Below are 20,069 nucleotides of genomic sequence, written 5' to 3' on the forward strand. Positions count from 1 at the left end.
GTCCATGACCCCGACGCTGCGTACTGAGCGCCTGCTGCTGGAGCCGTACGTCCCCGAGGACCAGGACGATTTCGTCACCCTGTTCCTGGACGAGAGGGTTTCGCGGTGGATGGGCGACGGTCCGGCCACCGAGGCGGAGTATCGTGCGCTGTTCGGACGGATCTTCACCAAGGTCTATGCCCAGGATCTGTTCGACGTCTGGGCCGTCCGCCGCGACGGCCGCTTCGCCGGGCATGCCGAGATCAAGCCGGCGAAGGTGGCGGAAGGCTACGAGATCATCTACGCGCTGACCCCCGACATGTGGGGATCGGGCCTGGGGAGAGAACTGGCCGGGGCGATCGTCGCCCACGGCTTCGGCGCCCTGGGGCTCACGGAGGTGTACGCCACCGTGGCGGCGCCGAACAGCGCCTCGCTGGCCGTGCTGGGCGGGATCGGTTTCGAACACGTCCGGGACATCGCCGAAGACGGCGGAGGCACCACTCGCGTGCTGCGTCGCCGGGCCGCGCAGCCCGATCGGCAGGGGTGAACGGACAGACGAGGGCATGCGTACGCGCCGAGGCCGCTCGCTCGCCGGGACGGGCCACCGCACGCACCCGGCGGCGACGAGGAAGAACGGCAACGCGGTCGCCGTCGACGTCGTCGGCAGAGCCGGGACGAAGAACACGGCGGTGGCCAGGTAGGCGACGGCGGGAACGGCCATGCGCGCGCTGAGACGACCACGGCACCGGATCCCGGAAACGCGGACAGCCGCAGGCAGGCCGATCGGAGCGAGGAGAGGCGTCGCGCCCGATCGAGGCGCGGCTCCGCAGTCCAGGCTCCTGTCCGGCCGCTCGGCGCGGGCGCAGGAAGGAAGCGGGTCAGGCGCGACGAGAGGGCAGGATCGCCTCACCTCTCTCCGTCCTCTCTCCGGGATGGACGAGGGGTCGCACCTGTGCGGGAGGCTCTGGCCGCGCGCGGGACCTTCAGCGGAAGGAGCGGCGGTAGGCGGCCGGGGTGGTGCGCAGGGCGGCGTGGAAGTGGCGGCGGAGGTTGACCGCCGAGGAGAGGCCGACGCGGGTGGCGATGGTCTCGACGGGCAGGTCGGTCTCCTCCAGCAGGGCGCGGGTGGCGGCCAGGCGGCGTTCCAGCAGCCACCGGGCGGGCGGGACGCCGAGCTGCTCGGCGAACTGGCGGGTGAGGGTGCGGGGGGAGACGCCCGAGTAGGCGGCCATGTCCTTGACGGTGACCTGGTCGGGCAGGCGCGACAGGAGCCATTCGAGCAGAGGGGCCAGGGAGTCCGGCATGGGGCCGGTGGTGGGGAGGGGAGGGTACTGGCGCTGGCAGCCCTCGCGGTGCGGACCGGCGGCGAGCTGGCGGCCGATGCGCATGGCGTGGGCCGCGCCGTGCTCCTGGAGGACCTGGTGAAGGCAGAGGTCGAGGGTGGCGGCCGAGGCTCCGGCGGTGGCGACGTCGCCGTGATCGACGTAGATGACGGTGTCGTCGGGAATGACGCGGGGGTGGCGGGCGGCGAGTTCGCGGGACAGTTCCCAGTGGACGGAGGCGCGGCGGCCGTCCAGGAGGCCCAGGGCGGCGGGGATGAAGATCCCGGCGCAGACGGCGACGATGCGGGCGCCTCGCGCGTGGGCGCGGGACACCGCGCGGAGTACGGCGGGCGAGGGGGTGAGCGTCCAGCTCGCAATGATCACGGTGCCGGCGTCGTCGAGGGCTTCGAGACCACTGTCCACGTGGATGGGGACGCCGAGGGTGGTGGGGAGGGAGCCGGGGTGTTCCGCGCACAGGCTGAAGCTGTAGTGCTGGGGGATGTCGGGGCCGTGGTAGCCGAAGACGGCTGAGGCCGAGGTGACCGGATAGAGCTCCTGGTTGGGGGCGACCACGGCGACCACATGATGCGGGTCGGCGGGCGTCGGGGGCGTCTCCGGGCAGTCCAGGGGCATGGCGCAAATGTACCCAATGATGTCATTTAGGACACCGGTGCTCTGATCTGGAAAAATCCAGAATTGGGGCTCATGTGGACGAGGAACTTCACCCTCTACTTCGGGGCCCGCACGATCTCGCTGCTCGGCGACGGGATGATGCCCGTCGCCTCGGCGCTGGCGATCGGGAAAGTCTATGGGATCGCGGGCGTCGGCTACGTGCTCGCGCTCTGGACCGCGTCGGCCGTGCTGGTCATGGTGTTCGGCGGGGTTGTCGCCGACCGGATCGGCGCCCGCCGCTTGATGATCGGCGCGGACCTGGTCAGGGTCGTCACCCAGGGCGTCGTGGCCGTCGCCTTCCTGGACGGTGCCCCGCCGTACGGCCTGTTGCTGGTGACGGCGTTCTTGTCGGGCACGGCCGCCGGGATGTTCGAACCAGGCGTCAACGGCATGGTCCCGCTGGTCGCCGGAGATCCGCAGCGGGCCAACGCGACACTCAAGATCGCCGAGGCGGTCACGCAGCTGGCGGGTCCCGCGCTGGCCGGAGTCCTCGTCGTCGTCGCCGGCCCGGTCGTCGTCTACACGGCGGACGCCGTGACGTTCCTGGTCAGCGGGGTGTGCCTGCTGCTGGTGCGGGTCGCCGTACCCAGGCCGGAGCCCTCCGACGTGCTGAGCGACCTGCGCAGGGGCTGGGAGGAGTTCACGGCCAGAAGCTGGATGTGGTCGGTCATCCTGGTCTGGGTGTTCTGGGGCGTCCTGGTGGTCGGGCCGTACGTGCCGTTGTCGTCGCAGGTCATCGGGGTCGACTATGGCTGGGTGATGGCGGCGCTCGGCCTCGGCACCGTGCTGGGCGGGCTGGTGGCGATCAGGCTCAGGCCGCGCAGGCCGCTGGCGGCCGGGGCGGTGGCGCTGAGCGCGTACGTGGCGGTGCCGCTGACGGTCGCGCTCGGGCTGCCGCTGCCGCTGCTGATGGCCGGTCACCTGCTCGGCGGGTGCGCGTGGGCGTTCTGGTCGGTCATGTGGTCGACCAGCGTGCAGACGCAGGTCCCGCCCGATGTGGTGAACCGGGTCAACGCCTACCAGGTGGCCGGATCGGTCGCGGGCATGGCGGTCGGGCAGGCGCTGGCCGGTCCGGTCACCGCGCTGGTCGAACCACGCGCCTTCATGCTGGGGTCGGCCCTGGTGACGGCCGGCGTGGTGGCGGCGCTGTTGTCGATCAAGCCGGTCAGGCGGCTGGGCCGGGAACCCCGGCGACACGCGACCGGGTCCGCCGACCGGAGCGTCCGCGAGGAGAGCGCGGCCGGGGTGTGCGGCTGAGCGAGTTCTGCCGGTGTCCCCGCGCTCGCAGGCAGCGGGAGACGCCAGGGAAGCGACGGGGCGGCGGGACCGGTCCGCCCGGTCCCGCCGCCCCGTCGCCGTCAGGAGCCGGGCAGGCTCTCCGTCAGGAGTCGTGCGCGGCCGCGCCCGGGGCCGAGCCGTTCACGACGAGCACGCGCTCGCGCTCGGGCACCTCGATGGCCGGGAACGTGCCGGTGTCGACGATCCCGTGCTCCCGGTACGCCGCCTCGATCAGCGCGTACGCCTGGGGTTCGAGCTTCCACAGCGCCCGCCACTCCTTGGCCACGAGGAGCGGGATGCCCACCTCCTGGGCGATGTCGGCGGCCCGGGGGACGTACTTGCGCGCGATCTGCTGGTCCCAGTACTGCCGGGCGGTCCGGAGCTGAGCCGCGCGCTGGGCGGTGTCGACGACGGGCGGCGCCGGCTCGGCCGGGACGTCCTCCTCCTCGTCGTCGATCAGCTCGGCGATGGCCGCGGCGGGCAGCGCCGGGGGAGCGGGCTGCTCGGGCTCGGGCGCCCAGGGAACCGGCGGAGCGAGGTCGATCAGCGCCGAGGTGTTGTAGAGCGCGCCGATCTGGGACAGCAGGGCCTCCTGCCGCTTCTCGTCCACGGCCAGGCCGGTGTACTCCACGGCCTGGTCCATCGCCTTGTCGAGCCTGGCCATCGCGGCGCGCACCTTGCGCTCGGACGCCCCGGCCTCGCGCAGCGCGCGGACCCGCTTGGCGGCCAGCGCCACCCTGGTCAGCCTGCGGTGGGCGTCCACCTCGCTCGCCGTACGGTCGCTCGCCTCGGCCAGGCCGATCCGGACCAGCACGCGCTCGGGGGTGAGCCGCCAGTTGATGCGGCCACGGCCGGTGATGCGGACCCGCTCGATGGCCATGCCGCGCTCCCACAGCCAGGCGGCCACGAGCGGGGCGGCGAGACGGAAGACGGCCTCGGCGACGCTGCGGGCGTCCATGCTCGACAGGACGGCCGACAGGGACGTCAGCACCCACACGGCCAGGCCGTCGATGCCGGCCGAGTAGTTCTCCCGCATGTTGCGGCGCGCCCGTACGGCGCTGGTGATGACGGCGACCTCGATGAAGGCGAACAGCAGGAGCCGCAGCGGCCCGTCGAACCCGAGGACGTCGCCGGAGAAGCGCCACATGCCCTGGGCGGAGACGCCCGTGGCGATGCTGGCGGCGACGATGGTGAGAACGTCCTCGGTGGGCCGGCCGGTCGCCCAGCGGCGGAACAGGCGGATCAGGGCGCGCAGGGCGAAGAAGGCCAGGACCAGCAAGACCAGGGCGATGACGCTGATGATGATCGCTTCGACCGTGTGGGCCGACGCGAAGGCGGTTATTTGGTCAATGGGGGGCATCAGTCACGGTCTCTCGACGTCCGATGGTTTTCCCCGAGATCATTCCAGAACCGCGTCCTCCTGGGGTGGGAAACACCGGGTGTGAAACACCTCTCCCCGGGAGCACGCGTGCCCCCGCCGTCACATCGGCCCATCAGCTCACGGCGTCAGATGTCCAGGTCGAAGCGGGCGATGGGCTCCACGAGCTCCTCCTCCTCGTAGCGCAGGTGCGACAGCAGCACGTCGGACAGCAGGTCCACCTGGTCGCGCACGCCGTCGAGCCGGTCCGGGTCCTCGATCATCGCGACGAGGGCGGCGTCCAGCTCCGTCAGCACGCCGGCGATGACCTCGTGCTCCTGCTCCAGGCGGGCCACGACCGGCGCCAGCGACTCCTGCGCGGCCGTCAGCATCGGGAACATGTGCTCGTCCTCGATCGCGTGGTGGGTGGTCAGCAGGCGGCAGTACGACGCGCAGAACGTGCCGAGCGTCCAGTAGTTCTGCCGCATGGTGAGCTCGTTGATCATCGAGCGGAGCGCGGCGGCGTCGGAGCGTCCTGCGGCGACCTGCTCCAGGGCGTCCCTGATCTGGGTCAGCTCCCGGCGCAGGTGGTCGTGGATGAGCACGAGCCGCCGGCCGTTCGCCTGCTGCCGCGGCGGGAGCGCGGCGATGTCCCGCTTGGGCAGCCGCGGCCGGGTGGCCTCGTCGAGCACCGCCCTCGCCGGTGCCGCCTTCGCGATCTCGACCGGGCCCCCGGCGTCCGGCCGCGGCTCCCGCGCGCGCTCGCGCGCCACGGCCTCGCGTACGGCGGGGGCCACCTCCTCGGCGAAGACCTTGAGGTCCCTGTCGTCGTCCACGGCCAGCACGAACACGCTCATGCCGTGGGCGAGCGCGAGCCCGGCCAGCCGCTCGGCCCACATGGCGGGCGGCCCGTCGAGGAACCCCTCTCCGGCGACGCCGGAGAACCGGCCCTCGATGTTGTAGGCGCGGCGGATCGCGGCGGGGTCGCGCCCGGCCCGCTCGGCCGCGGCGTCCAGGATCTCGCTCATCGCGCCCAGCTCGCCCGGCGCGGCGTACCCGGACGAGGGCACCCACCCGTCGCCGAGCCGCCCGGTCAGCTCCAGCATGCGCCGCTTGTACGCGCCGAGCCACAGCCCGATCGGATGCGGCGGGAACGGCCCCGGCCGCGCGCCCTCCAGCCGGTAGTGCCTGCCGTCGAGCCGTACGCCTTCGCCGCCAGGCGTCCACAGCGCGCGGAGGACCCCGATGGCCTCCTCCAGCGCGTCCACGGCCTCGCCGGGGCTGCGGCGCGGGCCGCCCATGGCCGCGATGCCGTCCCAGAACGCTCCGGAGCCGAGGCCCAGCTCGACCCGGCCCCCGCTCAGGATGTCGAGGGACGCGGCGGCCCTGGCGAGCACCGCCGGCGGCCGCAGCGGCAGGTTCACCACGTCGGGGAACAGCCGCACGCGCTCGGTGCGCCCCGCGAGCGTGGACAGCAGCGTCCAGGCGTCGAGGAACGCCGGCAGGTAGGGGTGATCCTGGATGCCGATGATGTCGAGCCCGATCTCGTCGGCCAGCACGGCCTGACGGACGATCCGGTGATGCCCCGCCGCGTCGGGCGTGAGAAACGCCCCAAACCACAGCTCATGTCCGAAGTCGGCCATCAAATCGCTACCTTTCCGCGTCCCGGAGCGGGAGCCTACCTTCGTGACAAGATCCGGCGACATGACCCTGACGGCCCCCGGCGGCACCGTCCTGTCGGTCGTCATCGGCTCGCGCGCGTACGGGCTGGAGACCGAGGAGTCGGACGTCGACAGGCGGGGCGTGTTCGTGACACCCACCCCCATGTTCTGGCGGCTCGACAAGCCGCCTGACCACGTGGAGGGGCCGCTGCCCGAGCAGTTCTCGTGGGAGGTCGAGCGGTTCTGCGCGCTCGCGCTGGAGGGCAACCCGGCCGCGCTGGAGTGCCTGTGGTCACCGCTGGTGGAGTTCGTGACCCCGGTGGGCGAGCGGCTGCTGGCGCTGCGCCCCGCGTTCCTGTCCGGCAAGGCGGAGCGGGCGTTCGCGGGATCGGCCGACCGGCAGTTCCGCCGTCTCGGGCCGGAGGACCCGCCCCGGCCGGGCGGCGACGTCAGGCGGTGGAAGATGGCCATGCACATGATCCGGCTGCTGCTGGCCGCCGTCCACCTGGCCCGGCACGGGGAGCCGTTGGTCGAGGTGGGCGCCCACCGCGAGCGGCTGCTCGCCGTACGACGGGGGGAGACGCCCTGGCCCGAGGTGCTGGCGTGGCGTGGGCGGCTGCTCGCCGAGTTGGACGAGCGGGCCGGCAGCGTGCTGCCCGGACGACCGGACCGGGCGGCCGTCGAGGAGTTCCTGATCGACGTGCGGAGGTCGGCGCTGTGACCGTGATCGAAGGAGAGACGCCGTGACCGTCGTCCTGCCGTCCTGGCTGCCCGAGGTGGCCGCGGGTGAGCGGCACCCGCTCGCGTTCGCCACCGTGAGCGGCGCGCATCTGTACGGGTTCCCCTCGGTGGACTCGGACGTGGACCTGCGGGGCGTGCACGTGCTGCCGGCCGAGGAGGTCGTCGGCCTGCGCACGGGTGAGGAGACCGTGTCCCGCTCGTGGATCCGCGAGGGCGTGGAGGTCGATCTCGTGACCCACGACCTCGCCAAGTTCTGCCGTCTGCTGCTGGGCCGCAACGGCTACGTGCTGGAGCAGCTCCTGTCGCCGCTGGTCGTGACCACCTCTGCGCTGCACGAGGAGATGCGCGCCCTCGCGCGGGGCTGCCTGACCCGGCACCACGCCCACCACTACCTGGGTTTCGCGCGCACCCAGCGGCGGCTGTTCGATCGCACGGGGGAGCTGAAGCCGCTGCTGTACGCGTTCCGGGTGCTGCTGACGGGCATCCACCTCATGCGTACGGGCGAGCTCGTCGCCGACCTCACCCTGCTCCTCGACGGCGGGCCGCCCTACCTGCCCGGCCTGGTGGAGGCGAAGCGGGCGGCCGAGCACGGCGGGCTGCCGGACGGCGCGCCCGGCGAGGAACGGCTCGCGGCCGATCTCGACGCGCTCACCGCCCGCCTGGAGGACGTCCGGGACGCCTCCGCGCTGCCGGACGCCCCGTCGGCCCACGACGCCCTGCACGACCTCGTCGTACGGACCCGCCTCGCCGCACGCTGACCGGGGGACCGAACGGTGAAACAGGACGGGGACACGCGAACAACGCGGGTGCCGCACCACACACGGGGGCCATCACGGATAATGGGCCAAGCCGCCACCATCCCAGGAGAACGCTTTGACCACCAAGTTCGGCAAAGACAACCTCGACCTGGCCGCGAGCGCGGAGGCACTGGCCGACAGCGCGCCCACCGGATCGCTGCGCCACGCCGCCGCCAAGTCTGTCGCGATCACCTTCGCCACGACCCGTGACGCCGCTGAGGCCCGCACCACCCTGAACGGCATCTCACCCGCAGACGTACGACAGGCCGCGCTGGAGCTCTTCGACGAGCTCTCCGCCCGCGCCGACTGATCGGCCCGCGGACCGCCGATCCCCGGCGGCGGCGTGGGGACGTCCCCGTGGGATCGGCGGGCCGGCCGCGCCCCGCTACGGCGCGGGCGACCAGGCGATGACGGGCGGCCGGACGGCCGCGCACAGGGGACGCCCCCGCGCGTCGGTCAGCCCGAGCCGCCCGACCAGCGTCCCGGAGCCGATCGCGGCCTCGAGGAGATCCGGCTCGAGCCGGTCGAGCATGAGCTTGGCCCGGCGGAACACCGTGAAGCCGCCGGCCGCGTCGAGCGTGCCCCAGCACAGGTAGACGAACCTGCCGCCCGGCCTGCCCTGGACATACGGCCCGCGGATGTCCGCCGCACCGCCCGCGGTCGTGGACACCGTGCAGTCGAGAGTCCACTGCGCCGTCGCGGCGTCACCGGGGTGGAGATCGAGGATCTCGCCGGGCCGGTCCCGCCGCTGCACGCCCACGTGGATGCCGGAGTATCCCGGGAATCCGTCGCCGGGCGGGCAGGTGCGGCCGGGCAGATCGGTGGCCTCGATGCGGATGCGCATGCCGGCATCCTCACAGACGGTCCCGACAGAATCCGCCGGCCTGGCCGGACGCCGTCCGATTCTTGATCATGTCCGGCTGCGTGGACGGAGGCTCCCGGCCTGTCGGCGAGGGGACGGCCGCAGCGAGAAGAAGGCCGGCCCCGTGATCCCGGGTCCGGCCTTCGGATGGTGCTTGCTGGTGGGCGATACTGGGATTGAACCAGTGACCTCTTCCGTGTCAGGGAAGCGCTCTCCCGCTGAGCTAATCGCCCTTGGACGAACCAAGAGGTGGAGACGGGATTTGAACCCGTGTACGCGGCTTTGCAGGCCGCTGCCTCGCCTCTCGGCCACTCCACCGTGTCAAGCTGCACAGTGTCAAGCTCCGAGCGGAAGACGGGATTCGAACCCGCGACCCTCACCTTGGCAAGGTGATGCTCTACCACTGAGCCACTTCCGCGTCCCCGGCTCTGTCCGGCCGGGCTCACGGGAAGACCTTATCCAATCTCCCGCCGACTCCCCAAATCAGCGGCGTTCTCCCTGCTCGCGCCGCGAGTTCGGGCCGATGCTTCCAGCCCCGTCGAACCGTCCCCGCGTTAGCGTCGAAGCATGTCCGTGACACATGACCGCACGCACGCCGCCGTCCCCGGCGCGGCCGGGGACGCTCCGGAGCCGGAGCCCGGAACGGCCGGGACCGCGGGGAACGCCGAGATCGGGAGGAACGCCGCGATCGGAGGGAGCGCCGGGGTTCAGGGGGACGCCGAGATCGCGGGGGACGCCGACATCGCCCCCGTCGCGGCCCTGATCGCGGACGGCGCCCGCGCCGCCATGCTCACCGCGCTGCTGGACGGCAGGGCGCTGGCGGCGGGGGAGCTGGCCAGGATCGCGGGCGTGAGCGCCCCCACCGCGAGCTCCCATCTGGCCAGGCTCCTCGACGGTGGCCTGGTGACCGTGGTCAAACAGGGCCGGCATCGCTACTACCGCCTCTCCGGTCCCGACGTCGCCCGCACGCTGGAGGTGCTGGCCCGGATCAGCGGGCGCGTCGCCGTACGGTCCCTGCGGCAGTCGCGGCAGGCCCGGCTGCTGCGGGAGGCCCGCAGCTGCTACGACCACCTGGCCGGCCGGGTGGGGGTCGAACTGTACGACGCGCTGGTGCGCGAGGGGCGTCTGGTCGAGGCCGACGGCGGCTGCCTGCTGACCGCGAGCGGCGCGGACGCGCTGACGGAGCTCGGCGTGGACGTGGAACGGGTGCGCCGCGCCCGCCGCAGGTTCGCCCCCGACTGCCTCGACTGGCTGGAGCGGCGCCCGCATCTGGGCGGGGCGCTCGGCGCCGCGGTCCTGGACCGGCTCCTCGCGCGGGAGTGGCTGGTGCGCGGCACCGCGCCCCGCGCCCTGCGGCTGACCGGCGCGGGGCGGGAGGGGCTGGGAAGGATCTTTGGATGTAAGGACCTAAGCTGAGATACGCTGGTTACTCGCCACGCGCGCACGGCGCGAGCAGCACGACGTGAAAGAGTGGGACGATGCACGACAACGAGGTCGTGGCCGTCGGCCCGGGACCGCTCGCCTTCGACGACGTGGTCCGGGTCGCGAGGTACGGCGCACAGGTCCGCCTGACGGACGACGCGATCGCCGAGATGGCCGCCTCGCGGGGGCGGGTCGAGGAGCTCGCGGAGGCCGACACCCCGGCCTACGGCGTCTCCACCGGGTTCGGCGCCCTCGCCACCCGGCACATCGACCCCTCGCTGCGCGCCCAGCTCCAGCGCAGCCTCGTCCGCTCGCACGCGGCCGGCTCCGGGCCCGAGGTGGAGACCGAGGTCGTGCGGGCCATGATGCTGCTGCGCCTGCGCACGCTCGCCACCGGGCACACCGGCGTGCGCCCGGTCACGGCCCGGGTGCTGGAGTCCCTGCTGAACGCCCGGCTCACCCCGGTCGTGCACGAGTACGGCAGCCTCGGCTGCTCGGGCGACCTCGCCCCGCTCTCCCACGTCGCCCTGACGATCATGGGCGAGGGTGTCGTGAGGGACGCCGAGGGCCGCCTGCGGCCCGCCGCGGAGGCGCTCAAGGAGCACGGCGTCGAGCCCGTCGAGCTGGCCGCCAAGGAGGGGCTCGCGCTGATCAACGGCACCGACGGCATGCTCGGCATGCTGGTGCTCGCGCTGCACGACCTGTCGAGGCTCCTCACCACCGCCGACATCAGCGCCGCGATGAGCGTGGAGGCACTGCTCGGCACCGACTACGTGTTCGCGGCCGACCTGCAGGCGCTGCGCCCCCATCCCGGTCAGGCCCTGGCGGCGGCCAACATGCGGACGCTGCTCGCGGGCTCGGGCGTGATGGCCTCCCACCGCGACGGCTCCTGCACCCGCGTCCAGGACGCCTACTCCCTGCGCTGCGCGCCCCAGGTCGCCGGCGCCGCCAGGGACACCCTCGCCCACGCGTCCGCCGTCGCCGCCCGCGAGATCGTCAGCGCCGTCGACAACCCCGTCGTGCTCGCCGACGGGCGGGTGGAGTCCAACGGCAACTTCCACGGCGCCCCGGTGGCGTACGTCCTGGACTTCCTGGCCATCGCGGCGGCCGACCTCGCGTCGATCGCGGAGCGGCGCACCGACCGCATGCTGGACGTGGCGCGCAGCCACGGCCTCCCGGCGTTCCTCGCCGACGACCCGGGGGTGGACTCCGGGCACATGATCGCGCAGTACACCCAGGCGGCGATCGTGTCCGAGCTCAAGCGGCTGGCGGTGCCGGCGAGCGTGGACTCGATCCCGAGCTCCGCCATGCAGGAGGACCACGTCTCGATGGGCTGGTCGGCGGGCCGCAAGCTGCGCCGCGCCGTCGACGGGCTCACCCGCGTGCTCGCGATCGAGCTGCTGACCGCCGCCAGGGCGCTCGACCTGCGCAGGCCGCACGCGCCGGCGCCGGGGACGGGCGCGGTGGTCGAGGCGCTGCGCGAGTCCGTCGCCGGGCCGGGAGCCGACCGCTTCCTCGCCCCGGAGATCGAGGCGGTCGTCCGGCTCGTCGAGACCGGCGCCGTGGTCGCCGCCGCCGAGTCCGCCGTCGGCCCCCTGGCGTAGGGCTTCAGAGGGCGGCGACCACCTCGACCTCGATCATCAGACCCGGCCGGAACAGCCGCTCGACCTCCACCGTGGTGCTGGCGGGCGGCTCGCCGGTGATGAACCGGCCGCGAACCGCGCCGTACTCGGGCAGCCGGTCCATGTCGGTCAGGAACGTCCTGATGTGCAGGATCCGGTCGAACGACGAGCCCTGGTCGGCCAGGATCCGCCCCAGGTTCTCCATCACGACCTCGGACTGCCGGGTCATGTCCCCCTCGCCGAGGACCTTCCCGTCCTCGTCCAGCGCCGCCTGCCCGGACACGAACAGCAGGTCCCCGAAGCGTACGGCGTGGGAGTAGTACCCGTTGGTCGCCGGGACGGAGGGCGGGTTGACCGCCCGCACCTCCTTCGGCGTGGGGGTGTGCGCCGTCCGGGACGCCGCGAACGGGACGACGGCGGTGAGGTCCCGCCCCGCCAGCCCGGCCGTGACCGCCTCAGCGAGCAGATCACGGGCGGCGGCGGTCACCGTCTGGCGCCTCCCCGGGCCCTCCGTGGCCAGGCGCAGGTCCTTGGCGGCCAGGCCGAGGGCGTATCTCGTCTCGAACGGGCCCGACTCGACCGCGGGCCGCAGCCGCTCCGCCAGCCCGGCCAGCGGAGTCGCCCCGAGGACGTCCAGGAGGGCGGCGCGGCCGACTCCGAGGTCGTCCGCGTAGGCCAGCGTCTCCGCCAGCCCCACCTGGGCGGTCACCAGCGCGCTCATCACGGCCAGCTTGGTCGCGGCGCCCGATGCCGGCCCGCCCGCCTCGCGGACCGTCCCGAAGACGCGCAGCACGTCCGTCACCCGGTCGAGGTCCTTTCTGTGGCCCCCGGCGAGCACGACCAGCGTGCCCTCGGCGGCCGGGCCCACGCTGCCGAGCACGGGGGCGTCGACCAGGCCCACGCCCTCGGGGAGCAGACCCCGCAGGTCCCGCACCGCGCCGGGGCCGATCGTGGACATCTCCACCAGCACCGACCCCGGCCGCAGCCCCGGCAGCGCCGCCCGCACCACCTCGGACACCGCATCCGGATCGCTCAGCATGGTGATCACGATGTCCGCTCGGGCGGCGGCCTCGGCGGGGGAGGGGGCCGCCTCCGCGCCCGGCACGTCCCGTGGCGTACGGTTCCACACGGTCAGCTTGTGTCCGGCGGCGACGAGGCGGCCGGCCATCGGGACGCCCATGCGCCCCAAACCAAGAAAAGCAATCATGTCCTGGACAGTATGGGAGGGAAAAACCATTCCACCAGCGACTAGATTGCATGGCGCCCATTCCCCTCGCTCATGGATCGGAGCATGTTCGACACCGACGCGCTTGTGCTGCTCGACGTCGTGGCCCGTACGGGATCGTTCACGGCCGCCGCGATACAGCTCAACTACACCCAGTCAGCCGTGTCCCGGCGCATCGCGTCCCTGGAGGCCCAGGCGGGCGGTCCGCTGTTCGCGCGGCTGCCCCGCGGAGTCCGGCTGACGCCAGCGGGCCGGACGCTGCACCGCTACGCCCGCGAGGTGCTGGAGCGGCTCGGCCGGGCGGGGGAGGAGCTCGCCGCCATCCACCAGGGCAGCGGCGGGCGGCTGCGGGTCGGCGCGTTCGCCACGGCCAACGCCGTGCTGGTCCCCGCCGCCCTGAGCGAGCTGCGGGCCTCCCGCCCGGAGGTGGCGGTCAGCATGGTGGAGGGCCTGAGCACCGCGCTCATGGACGGGCTCGGCCGCGCGGAGATCGACATCGCGGTGGTGAGCGACTACCCCTCCGGGCTGGGGGCGGGTCCCGAGGTGGAGGTCACCCGCCTGATGGAGGACGAGTTGCTCGTCGCCCTCCCCGCCGACCACCCGATGGCCGCATGCGAGAAGGTGGACCTGCGCGACCTGCGCGACGAGAGCTGGATCGAGGGCGCCCCTCCCGGCACCGTGACCATGCTCGGCGCCGCCTGCGCCCGGGCCGGCTTCGCGCCCAGGGTCGACCTGAGGATCGGGGAGTGGACCGGCAAGCTCGGCTACGTGGCCGCCGGGCTCGGGGTGACGCTGGTGCCCGCCATGGCCGCGCCCGCCGTACGCGGGGACGTGGCGCTGCGGTCGCTCGGCGAGTTCGCGCCGCGCCGCACGGTGTACGCCGCCCTGCCGCGCACGGCTCCGCTCCCCGCCGCCCGCGCGCTGCTCGGCCTGCTGGCTCGCCGGGCCGTCTGACTCACGGCTTCGCCCGGCGGGCCACGGGACGGCCCGGGGGCGGGAGAATGGACACGTGTACGACGCCTTCGCCCACATCGGGGGGCACCTGGCCACCGGCCTGCGGGAGGTGACCACCGACCTGGCCGCCCTCGACGGCTCCGGCTGGTGGGCGGTGGTCGTGTCGTACGAGGGGAAGGTCGTCTGCGCGCGGTTCGACACGGTGCGGCCCGCTCCGCTGCCCGCGCCGCGCGGCCCGTGGCGGGGACCCGCCCGCGACGCCTGGGCCACGTCCCTCGACCGGGAGGGGTACGAGCGGGGCGTCCGCCGGATCAGGGACTACATCGAGCGGGGGGAGGTCTACCAGGCCAACCTCTGCCGCGTCCTGTCCGCGCCGCTGCCCTCGCCGGACGTGGACCCCCTCGCCCTCGCCGTACGGCTGGCCGAGGGCAACCCCGCGCCGTACGCGGCGGTCGTGGACGTGCCGGGGCTGACGGTCGTGTCGGCCTCGCCGGAGCTGTACCTGTCCAGGAGCGGCGAGGTGGTCGAGTCCCGGCCGATCAAGGGCACCGGCGTGACGGCGGACGATCTCCTCGACAAGGACTACGCCGAGAACCTCATGATCGTCGACCTCGTTCGCAACGACCTCGGCCGCGTGGCGGAGGTAGGCTCTGTGACCGTGCCCTCGCTGTTCGCGGTCGAGGAGCACCCCGGGCTCGTGCACCTGGTGTCCACGGTGCGGGCGCGGCCGGCCGGCGGAATCGGCTGGCCGGAGCTGTTCGCCGCCACCTTCCCTCCGGGTTCGGTGACCGGGGCGCCGAAGTCGTCGGCGCTACGGATCATCAACGAGCTCGAACCGGAGCCCCGCGGGCCGTACTGTGGGGCCGTGGGCTGGGTCGACGCCGACCGGCGCGAGGGGGCGCTGGCGGTCGGCATCCGCACCTTCTGGATCGAGCACGACACGATCCGGTTCGGTACGGGAGCGGGCATCACCTGGGGGTCCGACCCCCGCAGGGAATGGCACGAGACCGAGCTCAAGGCCGCCCGGCTCATCGGCCTCGCGTCCGGGGACGGGCCGCGACATCGGTAACGAACGGAGCAGGAGATGTCTGTACCCATCTGGGTGAACGGGGAGCTGTACGAGCCCGACAAGGCCGTGGTCACGGTGTACGACCACGGGCTGATGGTCGGCGACGGCGTGTTCGAGACGGTTAAGGCGGTGAACGGGGAGTCCTTCGCGCTGACCCGCCACCTCGACCGGCTGGCGCTGTCGGCCAAGCGGATGGACCTGCCCGAGCCCGACCTCGCCGCGATCGCCGACGGCGTGCGCCGTTGCCTGGCGGCCGCGCCGAAGTGGCCGCTGGCGCGCATCAGGATCACCTACACCAGCGGCCCGGGGCCGCTCGGCTCCGACCGGGGGTCGGCCGGCACGAACGCGATCGTCATCGTGGGCGAGCAGGCGCCGTTCCCGGCCACGGCCGACGTCACCGTGGTGCCCTGGCCCCGCAACGAGCGCGGCGCGCTGGCCGGCGTCAAGAGCACCTCCTACGGCGACAACGCCAAGGCCCTGGCGTACGCCAAGGAGCGCGGCGGCGCCGAGGCGATCTTCGAGAACCTCGCGGGCAACCTGTGCGAGGGCACCGGGAGCAACATCTTCATCGTCACCGGCGGGCGCCTGATCACCCCGACGCTCTCCTCCGGCTGCCTGGCCGGCGTCACCCGCGCGCTCACCCTCGAATGGTGCGGCGGCGAGGAGGCCGACGTGCCGATCTCGGCGCTGTACGAGGCCGAGGAGGCGTTCCTCACCTCCACGACCCGCGACATCCAGCCGATCAGGGCCGTGGACGGCACGGTGCTGCCGCAGGCGCCCGGGCCGATCACGCTGGAGGCCATGAAGGTCTTCGCCGAGCGCTCGGCGGCCGACCTCGACCCGTGACCGGTCAGTAGGACCGCTGGCTCTGGGCGTTGAGCTCCTCCAGGCGTACGGCCTTGGCGGGATCGGTGCGGGGATCGTCGAGGCGCAGCACGTCGAGGCCTTTGGTGATGTCGCTGGAGTAGATGTAGCCGTTGTAGTAGTAGGCCGACCAGGAACCGCCGAGATGAAGATCCGGCGGCAGCGGCCCGCGCTCGAAGTAGGCGATCTCCTGCGGGTGGGCGGAGTCGGTGAAGTCCCAGACCGAGACTCCGCCCATGTACCACCCCTGCACCATCACGTCGCGGCCCGGGACGGGCACCAGCGCGCCGTTGTGGGCCACGCAGTTCTCCTCGGCGCTCTGGACCCGGGGGATCTTGAAGTAGCCCTGCCGGACGAGCCTGCGCTCCGGAGTCAGCGCGTAGATCGCGTCGGCTCCCTTGGTCGCGCTGACCGAGGGCAGGCAGGTGGCGGCCATCCCGCCGCCCATCTCGTCGCTGAAGACGACCTTGGTGCCCTCGTTGTCGAACGTGGCCGAGTGCCAGATGGAGAAGTTCTTCTCGTCGCGCACGGTCTGCAGCAGTTTGGGGCGCACCGGGTCGGAGATGTCCAGCAGGACGCCGTCGCCGAAGCACGCGCCCGCGGCCAGGTGCTTCTCCGGGTAGACGGTGATGTCGTGGCAGCCGCCCGTCTCCTCCTCGCCCGCCGGCCTGCCCGCGAACAGCTCGGGCTTGGCCACGACCCGTGCCTTCCCGGGGTCGGCGACGGGGACCTCCACGATCGAGATGTTCTGGTGGGGCGGCGGGCAGCTCGTCGTGTCCGGCTCTGGGCCGGGGGAGGAGACGTACAGGTAGACCGTCCCGGCGTCCCCGCCCGGCACGACGGCGTGCGTGTGGGAGCCGCACTCGGTGCGTACGGACTTCAGGTAGCGCGGGTGGGTCTTGTCGGAGATGTCGAAGACGCGGATGCCCTCCCACGCTCCCGCGGCCGCCGGGTCTCCGGCGTCGCTCGCGCAGGTGTCGTCCGTACGCGGCTCGTCCACCGACAGGAACAGCAGGTCGCCGGAGACCGAGACGTCGTTCTGCCCGCCGGGGCATTGGACCCGGGCGACGGCCTTGGGATGCTCGGGGTCGCCGATGTCGTGCACGGTGAAGCCCCCGTAGTTGCCCACGAACGCGTAGCGGCCCTGGAAGGCCATGTCGGTGCCCCAGTCGTCCGCGCCGTCGAACGGCGCCGCCAGGGGGACGTTGGCGACCAGCGTCATGTTGGGGCTGTGCCTGATCTCGTCCTGGCCCGGGATGCCGGACGGGGCGGCCGCCGGGGACGGAGCGGGCTCGCCGGAGGCGCAGGCCGGGGCCAGGAGGAGGACGGACGCCACCAGCGCGGCCTTCAGCCTCGGTCTGCTCACAACGCCCCCATGTCCGCGGATCATCGCCCACTATGGAAGTTATGTCGAGCCCGCGGCCGGTGCGGACCGGATTGGTAACGGTTGTGCTGGCAGTTGCGCCGGCGCTGGCCGCCTGTTCGCCCGAAGCCGCTCCCGCGGCGCACGCCGACGCCCCGGTGATCGTCCCCGGTGCCCCCGGGCGGTCCGGTTCCGCGCCGGCCCGCTCACCGGCGGAGGCGGGGCCGGTGGCGGCGGACGTACGCTTCGCCGAGGCGATGATCCCGCATCACCGGCAGGCGCTGGAGATGGCGGGGCTGGCCGCGGAGCGGACCCGCGACCCGCTGGTGACGGCGGTGGCCGATCGCGTGGTGGACGGGCAGCGCCCGGAGATCGCGGTGATGGAGTCGTGGCTGCGGGGCCTCGGCCGCACCCCGCCGCCCGCGCACGACCACGGCACGAATGATCATGGGACGGACGGCTTCGGCATGGCGAGCGAGGAGGAGCTCAGCAGGCTGCGTACGGCGCGGGGGCGCGCCTTCGACACGCTGTTCCTCACGCTGATGATCCGGCACCACGAGGGCGCGGTGCGCATGGCGGCGCAGGAACTGCGCCGGGGACGTGACCGGGCCATGCGGACGATGGCCCAGGACGTCGTCTCCGGCCAGCAGATCGAGATCGCGCGGATGCGGGGAATCCAGCGGAGGCTGGGTTAGTGCCTAGGAGCTCCAGAGCATGTTGGTGAGCTCGTCGTCCAGGTCCATGAAGTCGGTCTCACGGCCGGCGGGGACCAGTTCGTAGGTCCGGTGCAGGAACTCGGTGAGGGGAGCCAGGGGCACCTCGAACAGGGCCTGGCCGAAGGGCGAGGTGAGACTGATGTTGAGCGTCCGCTCGCCGTCCGAACGGGCCGGCCACACCTGGACGTCCCCGTCTCCCACACGTCGCACGATGCCCACGGTCAGCAGCTCGCGGGCGAAGATCCACTCGACCGGCTCGTCATTCCCCACGTGGAAGGCCATCCGGATGGCGTACGGATCCTCGGCCGTGTAGCTGAGGCCGGCGAGCAGGGGGACGGTCGTACGGTCGGGGACCACAAGCCGAAGGCCTAGCTCGGCAGAGACGGTGGTGCTGTTCATCGTCAGCCAAACCTTTTCGTCGTCGGGTCCCCTGTCAGGGGCTTTCACTGCGTCTTCACTGTGCGGTCGGGCCTCGCCGGGCGCTCGTGCTACGAGACGAACGAAGAGACCCGTAGGAAAGATTCCGCCTCCAGGCCCTTCTGTAACGCACATCACAGCTTGACATTCGGTCATCTACCAGCTCAAACATCACCAACAGGCTTGTCCTTACCTCTGCTTTGCGTGTCGGCGGGGCCGCGCCGGCGATGCCATAGCGGGCGAATGATCTCAGGTCGTGCGTATAGGTCGAGCATGGAGCATCACGATGCTATGACACCACACCCCCACGCCGGGGACGGTCTGGCGAACCTTTCGAAGGTGTTGACGAAGGCGGGACGATCGAGCCGACCGGTCCGTGCTTTCGCCATCACCCCCTCGAGTGCGGTATGGTTTTCCCCGTCGGCGCCGCGAGGCGCAGGCGATCCCGGGCGATTAGCTCAGCGGGAGAGCGCTTCGTTCACACCGAAGAGGTCACTGGTTCGATCCCAGTATCGCCCACCGAGTTCGTGAAGCTCAGAAGGCCGGGCCGCGTCCAGCGGGTCGGCCTTTCGTCTTGCCTGAGTGACTACCGTTCTGGGGGCCGGGCATTCCTGGATCGGTCGCGCCGTCAGTCCATCCAGTAACTTCGGACGTCACCGCGCCCTGGGTGAAGCGGGGAATGCGGCCGCACAGGCCCTCGCCCATGCCGCCGCATCGCTGATCTACGCTCGGGTCTTTGTGCTGGCTACGCTGGACGCGTGACTGATGCGGCGGGACGGGGCGAGCCGTCCGGGGTGTGGGCCACAGCCTTGGGCGTGGCCCGGGTGAGGGCGATGGAGACGGCACGCGAGCAGCCGCTGTTCCGGGACCCGCTGGCGCAGGCCTTCGCCACGGCCGGCGGGAGAGACCCTGGGGCGCCGCCGCCCCCGCGCGCGGACGAGGCGGCGCGGCGCCGCTGGCTCGGTGTCGCCTTCTCGATCGTCATCCGGACGAAGTTCCTCGACGACCTGCTGGAGCGGGCGGTCGCGTCCGGCGTCCGGCAGGTCGTGCTGCTCGGAGCCGGGATGGACAGCAGGGCCTTCCGGATGGACTGGCCTGCGGGGACCCGGCTGTTCGAGGTCGACACGGCCGAACCGCTGGGCTTCAAGGCGTCGGTGCTGCGTCAGGAGCGGGCCGTTCCGCGCTGCGAGCGGATCACCGTCCCGGTCGACCTGCGTGAGGACTGGCCCGGCGCCTTGGCCGCGGCCGGACACGATCCGGCGCAGCCGACAGTGTGGATCGCCGAGGGACTGCTGATCTATCTGCCCGAGGACGCGGTGCAGGCGCTGCTCGAACGGGTCGGCGCGCTGTCCGCCGCAGGCAGCAGGATGGGCCTGACACTGGGTTCGCGCGGTGTGCTCGAACGCTTCCGCGGGGACGCCACTCCGGGATCGGCAGCGTCGATGTGGGTCTGGGAGATGCCGGAAGACCCGGTCGGCTGGCTGGACGGCCTCGGCTGGGAGGCGGAGACCTTCACCCTGCGTGAGCGCGCCGAGGTCTACGGGCGTCCGATGCTCACCCCGTCGCAGCTTGACGAGGGCGCCGGCGGACTGGTCTCGGCGGTGCGCGCGGCGCACTGAGCACGATGAAGGCCGGCCCCACATGTGGCGGGGGCCGGCCTTCGACTGTCCGTCCCCGCGGTCCGCTGGGGTTGTGATCGGAAACGATCACCGGGTTCGCGTGCAGTCCGTCCCGCCGACTGGGTGGGC

Annotated in this window: 20 protein-coding genes and 4 tRNA genes; 14 read left to right on the forward strand and 10 right to left on the reverse strand. The window is 72.6% G+C overall.

Annotation, left to right across the window (positions count from 1 at the left end):
• The first annotated feature begins 4 nt into the window (after nucleotides 1-4).
• Both ABZ860_RS12670 and ABZ860_RS12675 read left to right on the forward strand, forming a co-directional pair.
• Nucleotides 5-526 carry a GNAT family N-acetyltransferase gene (locus tag ABZ860_RS12670; protein ID WP_357219015.1) on the forward strand — a complete coding sequence of 174 codons (522 nt, stop codon included), beginning with the start codon at nucleotides 5-7 and terminating at the stop codon, nucleotides 524-526.
• A gap of 16 nt (nucleotides 527-542) precedes the next feature.
• The gene (locus tag ABZ860_RS12675) at nucleotides 543-680 is read left to right on the forward strand and encodes a hypothetical protein (RefSeq protein WP_357219018.1); all 138 of its coding nucleotides are present in this window, start codon (nucleotides 543-545) and stop codon (nucleotides 678-680) included.
• A gap of 282 nt (nucleotides 681-962) precedes the next feature.
• On the opposite strand, the gene ABZ860_RS12680 is transcribed toward ABZ860_RS12675, so the two are convergent.
• The gene (locus tag ABZ860_RS12680; RefSeq protein WP_357219020.1) at nucleotides 963-1,934 is read right to left on the reverse strand and encodes a helix-turn-helix domain-containing protein; all 972 of its coding nucleotides are present in this window, start codon (nucleotides 1,932-1,934) and stop codon (nucleotides 963-965) included.
• Nucleotides 1,935-2,006: 72 nt separating this feature from the next.
• Between ABZ860_RS12680 and ABZ860_RS12685 the strand changes: the two genes are divergently transcribed.
• Nucleotides 2,007-3,230 carry an MFS transporter gene (locus tag ABZ860_RS12685; protein ID WP_357219023.1) on the forward strand — a complete coding sequence of 408 codons (1,224 nt, stop codon included), beginning with the start codon at nucleotides 2,007-2,009 and terminating at the stop codon, nucleotides 3,228-3,230.
• Nucleotides 3,231-3,354: 124 nt separating this feature from the next.
• Here the strand turns inward: ABZ860_RS12685 and ABZ860_RS12690 are convergent, their stop codons facing one another.
• Together ABZ860_RS12690 and ABZ860_RS12695 are read right to left on the reverse strand one after the other, a co-directional pair.
• Nucleotides 3,355-4,611 (reverse strand): hypothetical protein, encoded by a 1,257-nt coding sequence (locus ABZ860_RS12690; RefSeq protein ID WP_357219026.1) that lies wholly within the window; start codon nucleotides 4,609-4,611, stop codon nucleotides 3,355-3,357.
• A gap of 146 nt (nucleotides 4,612-4,757) precedes the next feature.
• A complete protein-coding gene (locus tag ABZ860_RS12695) occupies nucleotides 4,758-6,251 on the reverse strand; it encodes an LLM class flavin-dependent oxidoreductase (RefSeq protein ID WP_357219029.1) in 1,494 nt (497 codons plus the stop codon).
• Nucleotides 6,252-6,312: 61 nt separating this feature from the next.
• Here ABZ860_RS12695 and ABZ860_RS12700 point away from each other — a divergent pair, with 61 nt between their 5' ends.
• From ABZ860_RS12700 to ABZ860_RS12710, 3 genes are all read left to right on the forward strand, one after another.
• The gene (locus ABZ860_RS12700) at nucleotides 6,313-6,990 is read left to right on the forward strand and encodes a nucleotidyltransferase domain-containing protein (protein ID WP_357219032.1); all 678 of its coding nucleotides are present in this window, start codon (nucleotides 6,313-6,315) and stop codon (nucleotides 6,988-6,990) included.
• Between the two features lie 22 nt (nucleotides 6,991-7,012).
• Nucleotides 7,013-7,768 (forward strand): nucleotidyltransferase domain-containing protein, encoded by a 756-nt coding sequence (locus ABZ860_RS12705; RefSeq protein WP_357219035.1) that lies wholly within the window; start codon nucleotides 7,013-7,015, stop codon nucleotides 7,766-7,768.
• A 115-nt stretch (nucleotides 7,769-7,883) separates the two neighbouring features.
• Nucleotides 7,884-8,117, forward strand: a complete 234-nt coding sequence (locus tag ABZ860_RS12710; protein ID WP_357219038.1) for a hypothetical protein — start codon at nucleotides 7,884-7,886, stop codon at nucleotides 8,115-8,117.
• A 75-nt stretch (nucleotides 8,118-8,192) separates the two neighbouring features.
• Here ABZ860_RS12710 and ABZ860_RS12715 read toward each other — a convergent pair whose 3' ends face one another.
• The 4 genes from ABZ860_RS12715 to ABZ860_RS12730 all read right to left on the reverse strand — a co-directional run bounded on the left by ABZ860_RS12715 (nucleotide 8,193) and on the right by ABZ860_RS12730 (nucleotide 9,087).
• Complete coding sequence (locus ABZ860_RS12715) at nucleotides 8,193-8,651, reverse strand: DUF5990 family protein (RefSeq protein WP_357219041.1); 459 nt, start codon at nucleotides 8,649-8,651, stop codon at nucleotides 8,193-8,195.
• A 176-nt stretch (nucleotides 8,652-8,827) separates the two neighbouring features.
• Nucleotides 8,828-8,902: transfer RNA gene (locus tag ABZ860_RS12720), tRNA-Val, on the reverse strand.
• A 14-nt stretch (nucleotides 8,903-8,916) separates the two neighbouring features.
• Nucleotides 8,917-8,987 (reverse strand) — tRNA-Cys (locus ABZ860_RS12725).
• Between the two features lie 28 nt (nucleotides 8,988-9,015).
• Nucleotides 9,016-9,087: transfer RNA gene (locus ABZ860_RS12730), tRNA-Gly, on the reverse strand.
• 149 nt (nucleotides 9,088-9,236) lie between these two features.
• On the opposite strand from ABZ860_RS12730, the gene ABZ860_RS12735 reads away from it, so the two are divergent.
• Together ABZ860_RS12735 and hutH are read left to right on the forward strand one after the other, a co-directional pair.
• Nucleotides 9,237-10,085, forward strand: a complete 849-nt coding sequence (locus tag ABZ860_RS12735) for a helix-turn-helix domain-containing protein (protein WP_357219044.1) — start codon at nucleotides 9,237-9,239, stop codon at nucleotides 10,083-10,085.
• A 62-nt stretch (nucleotides 10,086-10,147) separates the two neighbouring features.
• Entirely contained in the window at nucleotides 10,148-11,695 is a 1,548-nt protein-coding gene (gene hutH / locus ABZ860_RS12740) for a histidine ammonia-lyase (protein ID WP_357219047.1), read from the forward strand.
• 4 nt (nucleotides 11,696-11,699) lie between these two features.
• On the opposite strand, the gene ABZ860_RS12745 is transcribed toward hutH, so the two are convergent.
• Nucleotides 11,700-12,920 (reverse strand): NAD(P)-binding domain-containing protein, encoded by a 1,221-nt coding sequence (locus ABZ860_RS12745; protein ID WP_357219050.1) that lies wholly within the window; start codon nucleotides 12,918-12,920, stop codon nucleotides 11,700-11,702.
• Between the two features lie 84 nt (nucleotides 12,921-13,004).
• Here ABZ860_RS12745 and ABZ860_RS12750 point away from each other — a divergent pair, with 84 nt between their 5' ends.
• The 3 genes from ABZ860_RS12750 to ABZ860_RS12760 are packed head-to-tail and all read left to right on the forward strand — an operon-like array spanning nucleotide 13,005 to nucleotide 15,807.
• Nucleotides 13,005-13,892, forward strand: a complete 888-nt coding sequence (locus tag ABZ860_RS12750) for a LysR family transcriptional regulator (RefSeq protein ID WP_357219053.1) — start codon at nucleotides 13,005-13,007, stop codon at nucleotides 13,890-13,892.
• A gap of 55 nt (nucleotides 13,893-13,947) precedes the next feature.
• Entirely contained in the window at nucleotides 13,948-14,961 is a 1,014-nt protein-coding gene (locus ABZ860_RS12755; protein ID WP_357219056.1) for a chorismate-binding protein, read from the forward strand.
• A 15-nt stretch (nucleotides 14,962-14,976) separates the two neighbouring features.
• A complete protein-coding gene (locus ABZ860_RS12760; RefSeq protein WP_357219059.1) occupies nucleotides 14,977-15,807 on the forward strand; it encodes an aminotransferase class IV in 831 nt (276 codons plus the stop codon).
• Nucleotides 15,808-15,811: 4 nt separating this feature from the next.
• On the opposite strand, the gene ABZ860_RS12765 is transcribed toward ABZ860_RS12760, so the two are convergent.
• Nucleotides 15,812-17,191, reverse strand: coding sequence for a hypothetical protein (locus ABZ860_RS12765; protein WP_357219062.1), 1,380 nt, complete (start codon nucleotides 17,189-17,191; stop codon nucleotides 15,812-15,814).
• Between the two features lie 83 nt (nucleotides 17,192-17,274).
• Between ABZ860_RS12765 and ABZ860_RS12770 the strand changes: the two genes are divergently transcribed.
• Entirely contained in the window at nucleotides 17,275-17,883 is a 609-nt protein-coding gene (locus ABZ860_RS12770) for a DUF305 domain-containing protein (RefSeq protein WP_357219065.1), read from the forward strand.
• Nucleotides 17,884-17,886: 3 nt separating this feature from the next.
• Here the strand turns inward: ABZ860_RS12770 and ABZ860_RS12775 are convergent, their stop codons facing one another.
• Complete coding sequence (locus ABZ860_RS12775; RefSeq protein WP_357219068.1) at nucleotides 17,887-18,303, reverse strand: SsgA family sporulation/cell division regulator; 417 nt, start codon at nucleotides 18,301-18,303, stop codon at nucleotides 17,887-17,889.
• Between the two features lie 465 nt (nucleotides 18,304-18,768).
• Between ABZ860_RS12775 and ABZ860_RS12780 the strand changes: the two genes are divergently transcribed.
• Both ABZ860_RS12780 and ABZ860_RS12785 read left to right on the forward strand, forming a co-directional pair.
• Nucleotides 18,769-18,840 (forward strand) — tRNA-Val (locus tag ABZ860_RS12780).
• Nucleotides 18,841-19,079: 239 nt separating this feature from the next.
• Entirely contained in the window at nucleotides 19,080-19,940 is an 861-nt protein-coding gene (locus ABZ860_RS12785) for a class I SAM-dependent methyltransferase (RefSeq protein WP_357219071.1), read from the forward strand.
• Nucleotides 19,941-20,069: the final 129 nt, after the last annotated feature.

It is taken from the genome of Microbispora sp. NPDC046973, from assembly GCF_040644495.1.
GTDB lineage: Bacteria > Actinomycetota > Actinomycetes > Streptosporangiales > Streptosporangiaceae > Microbispora.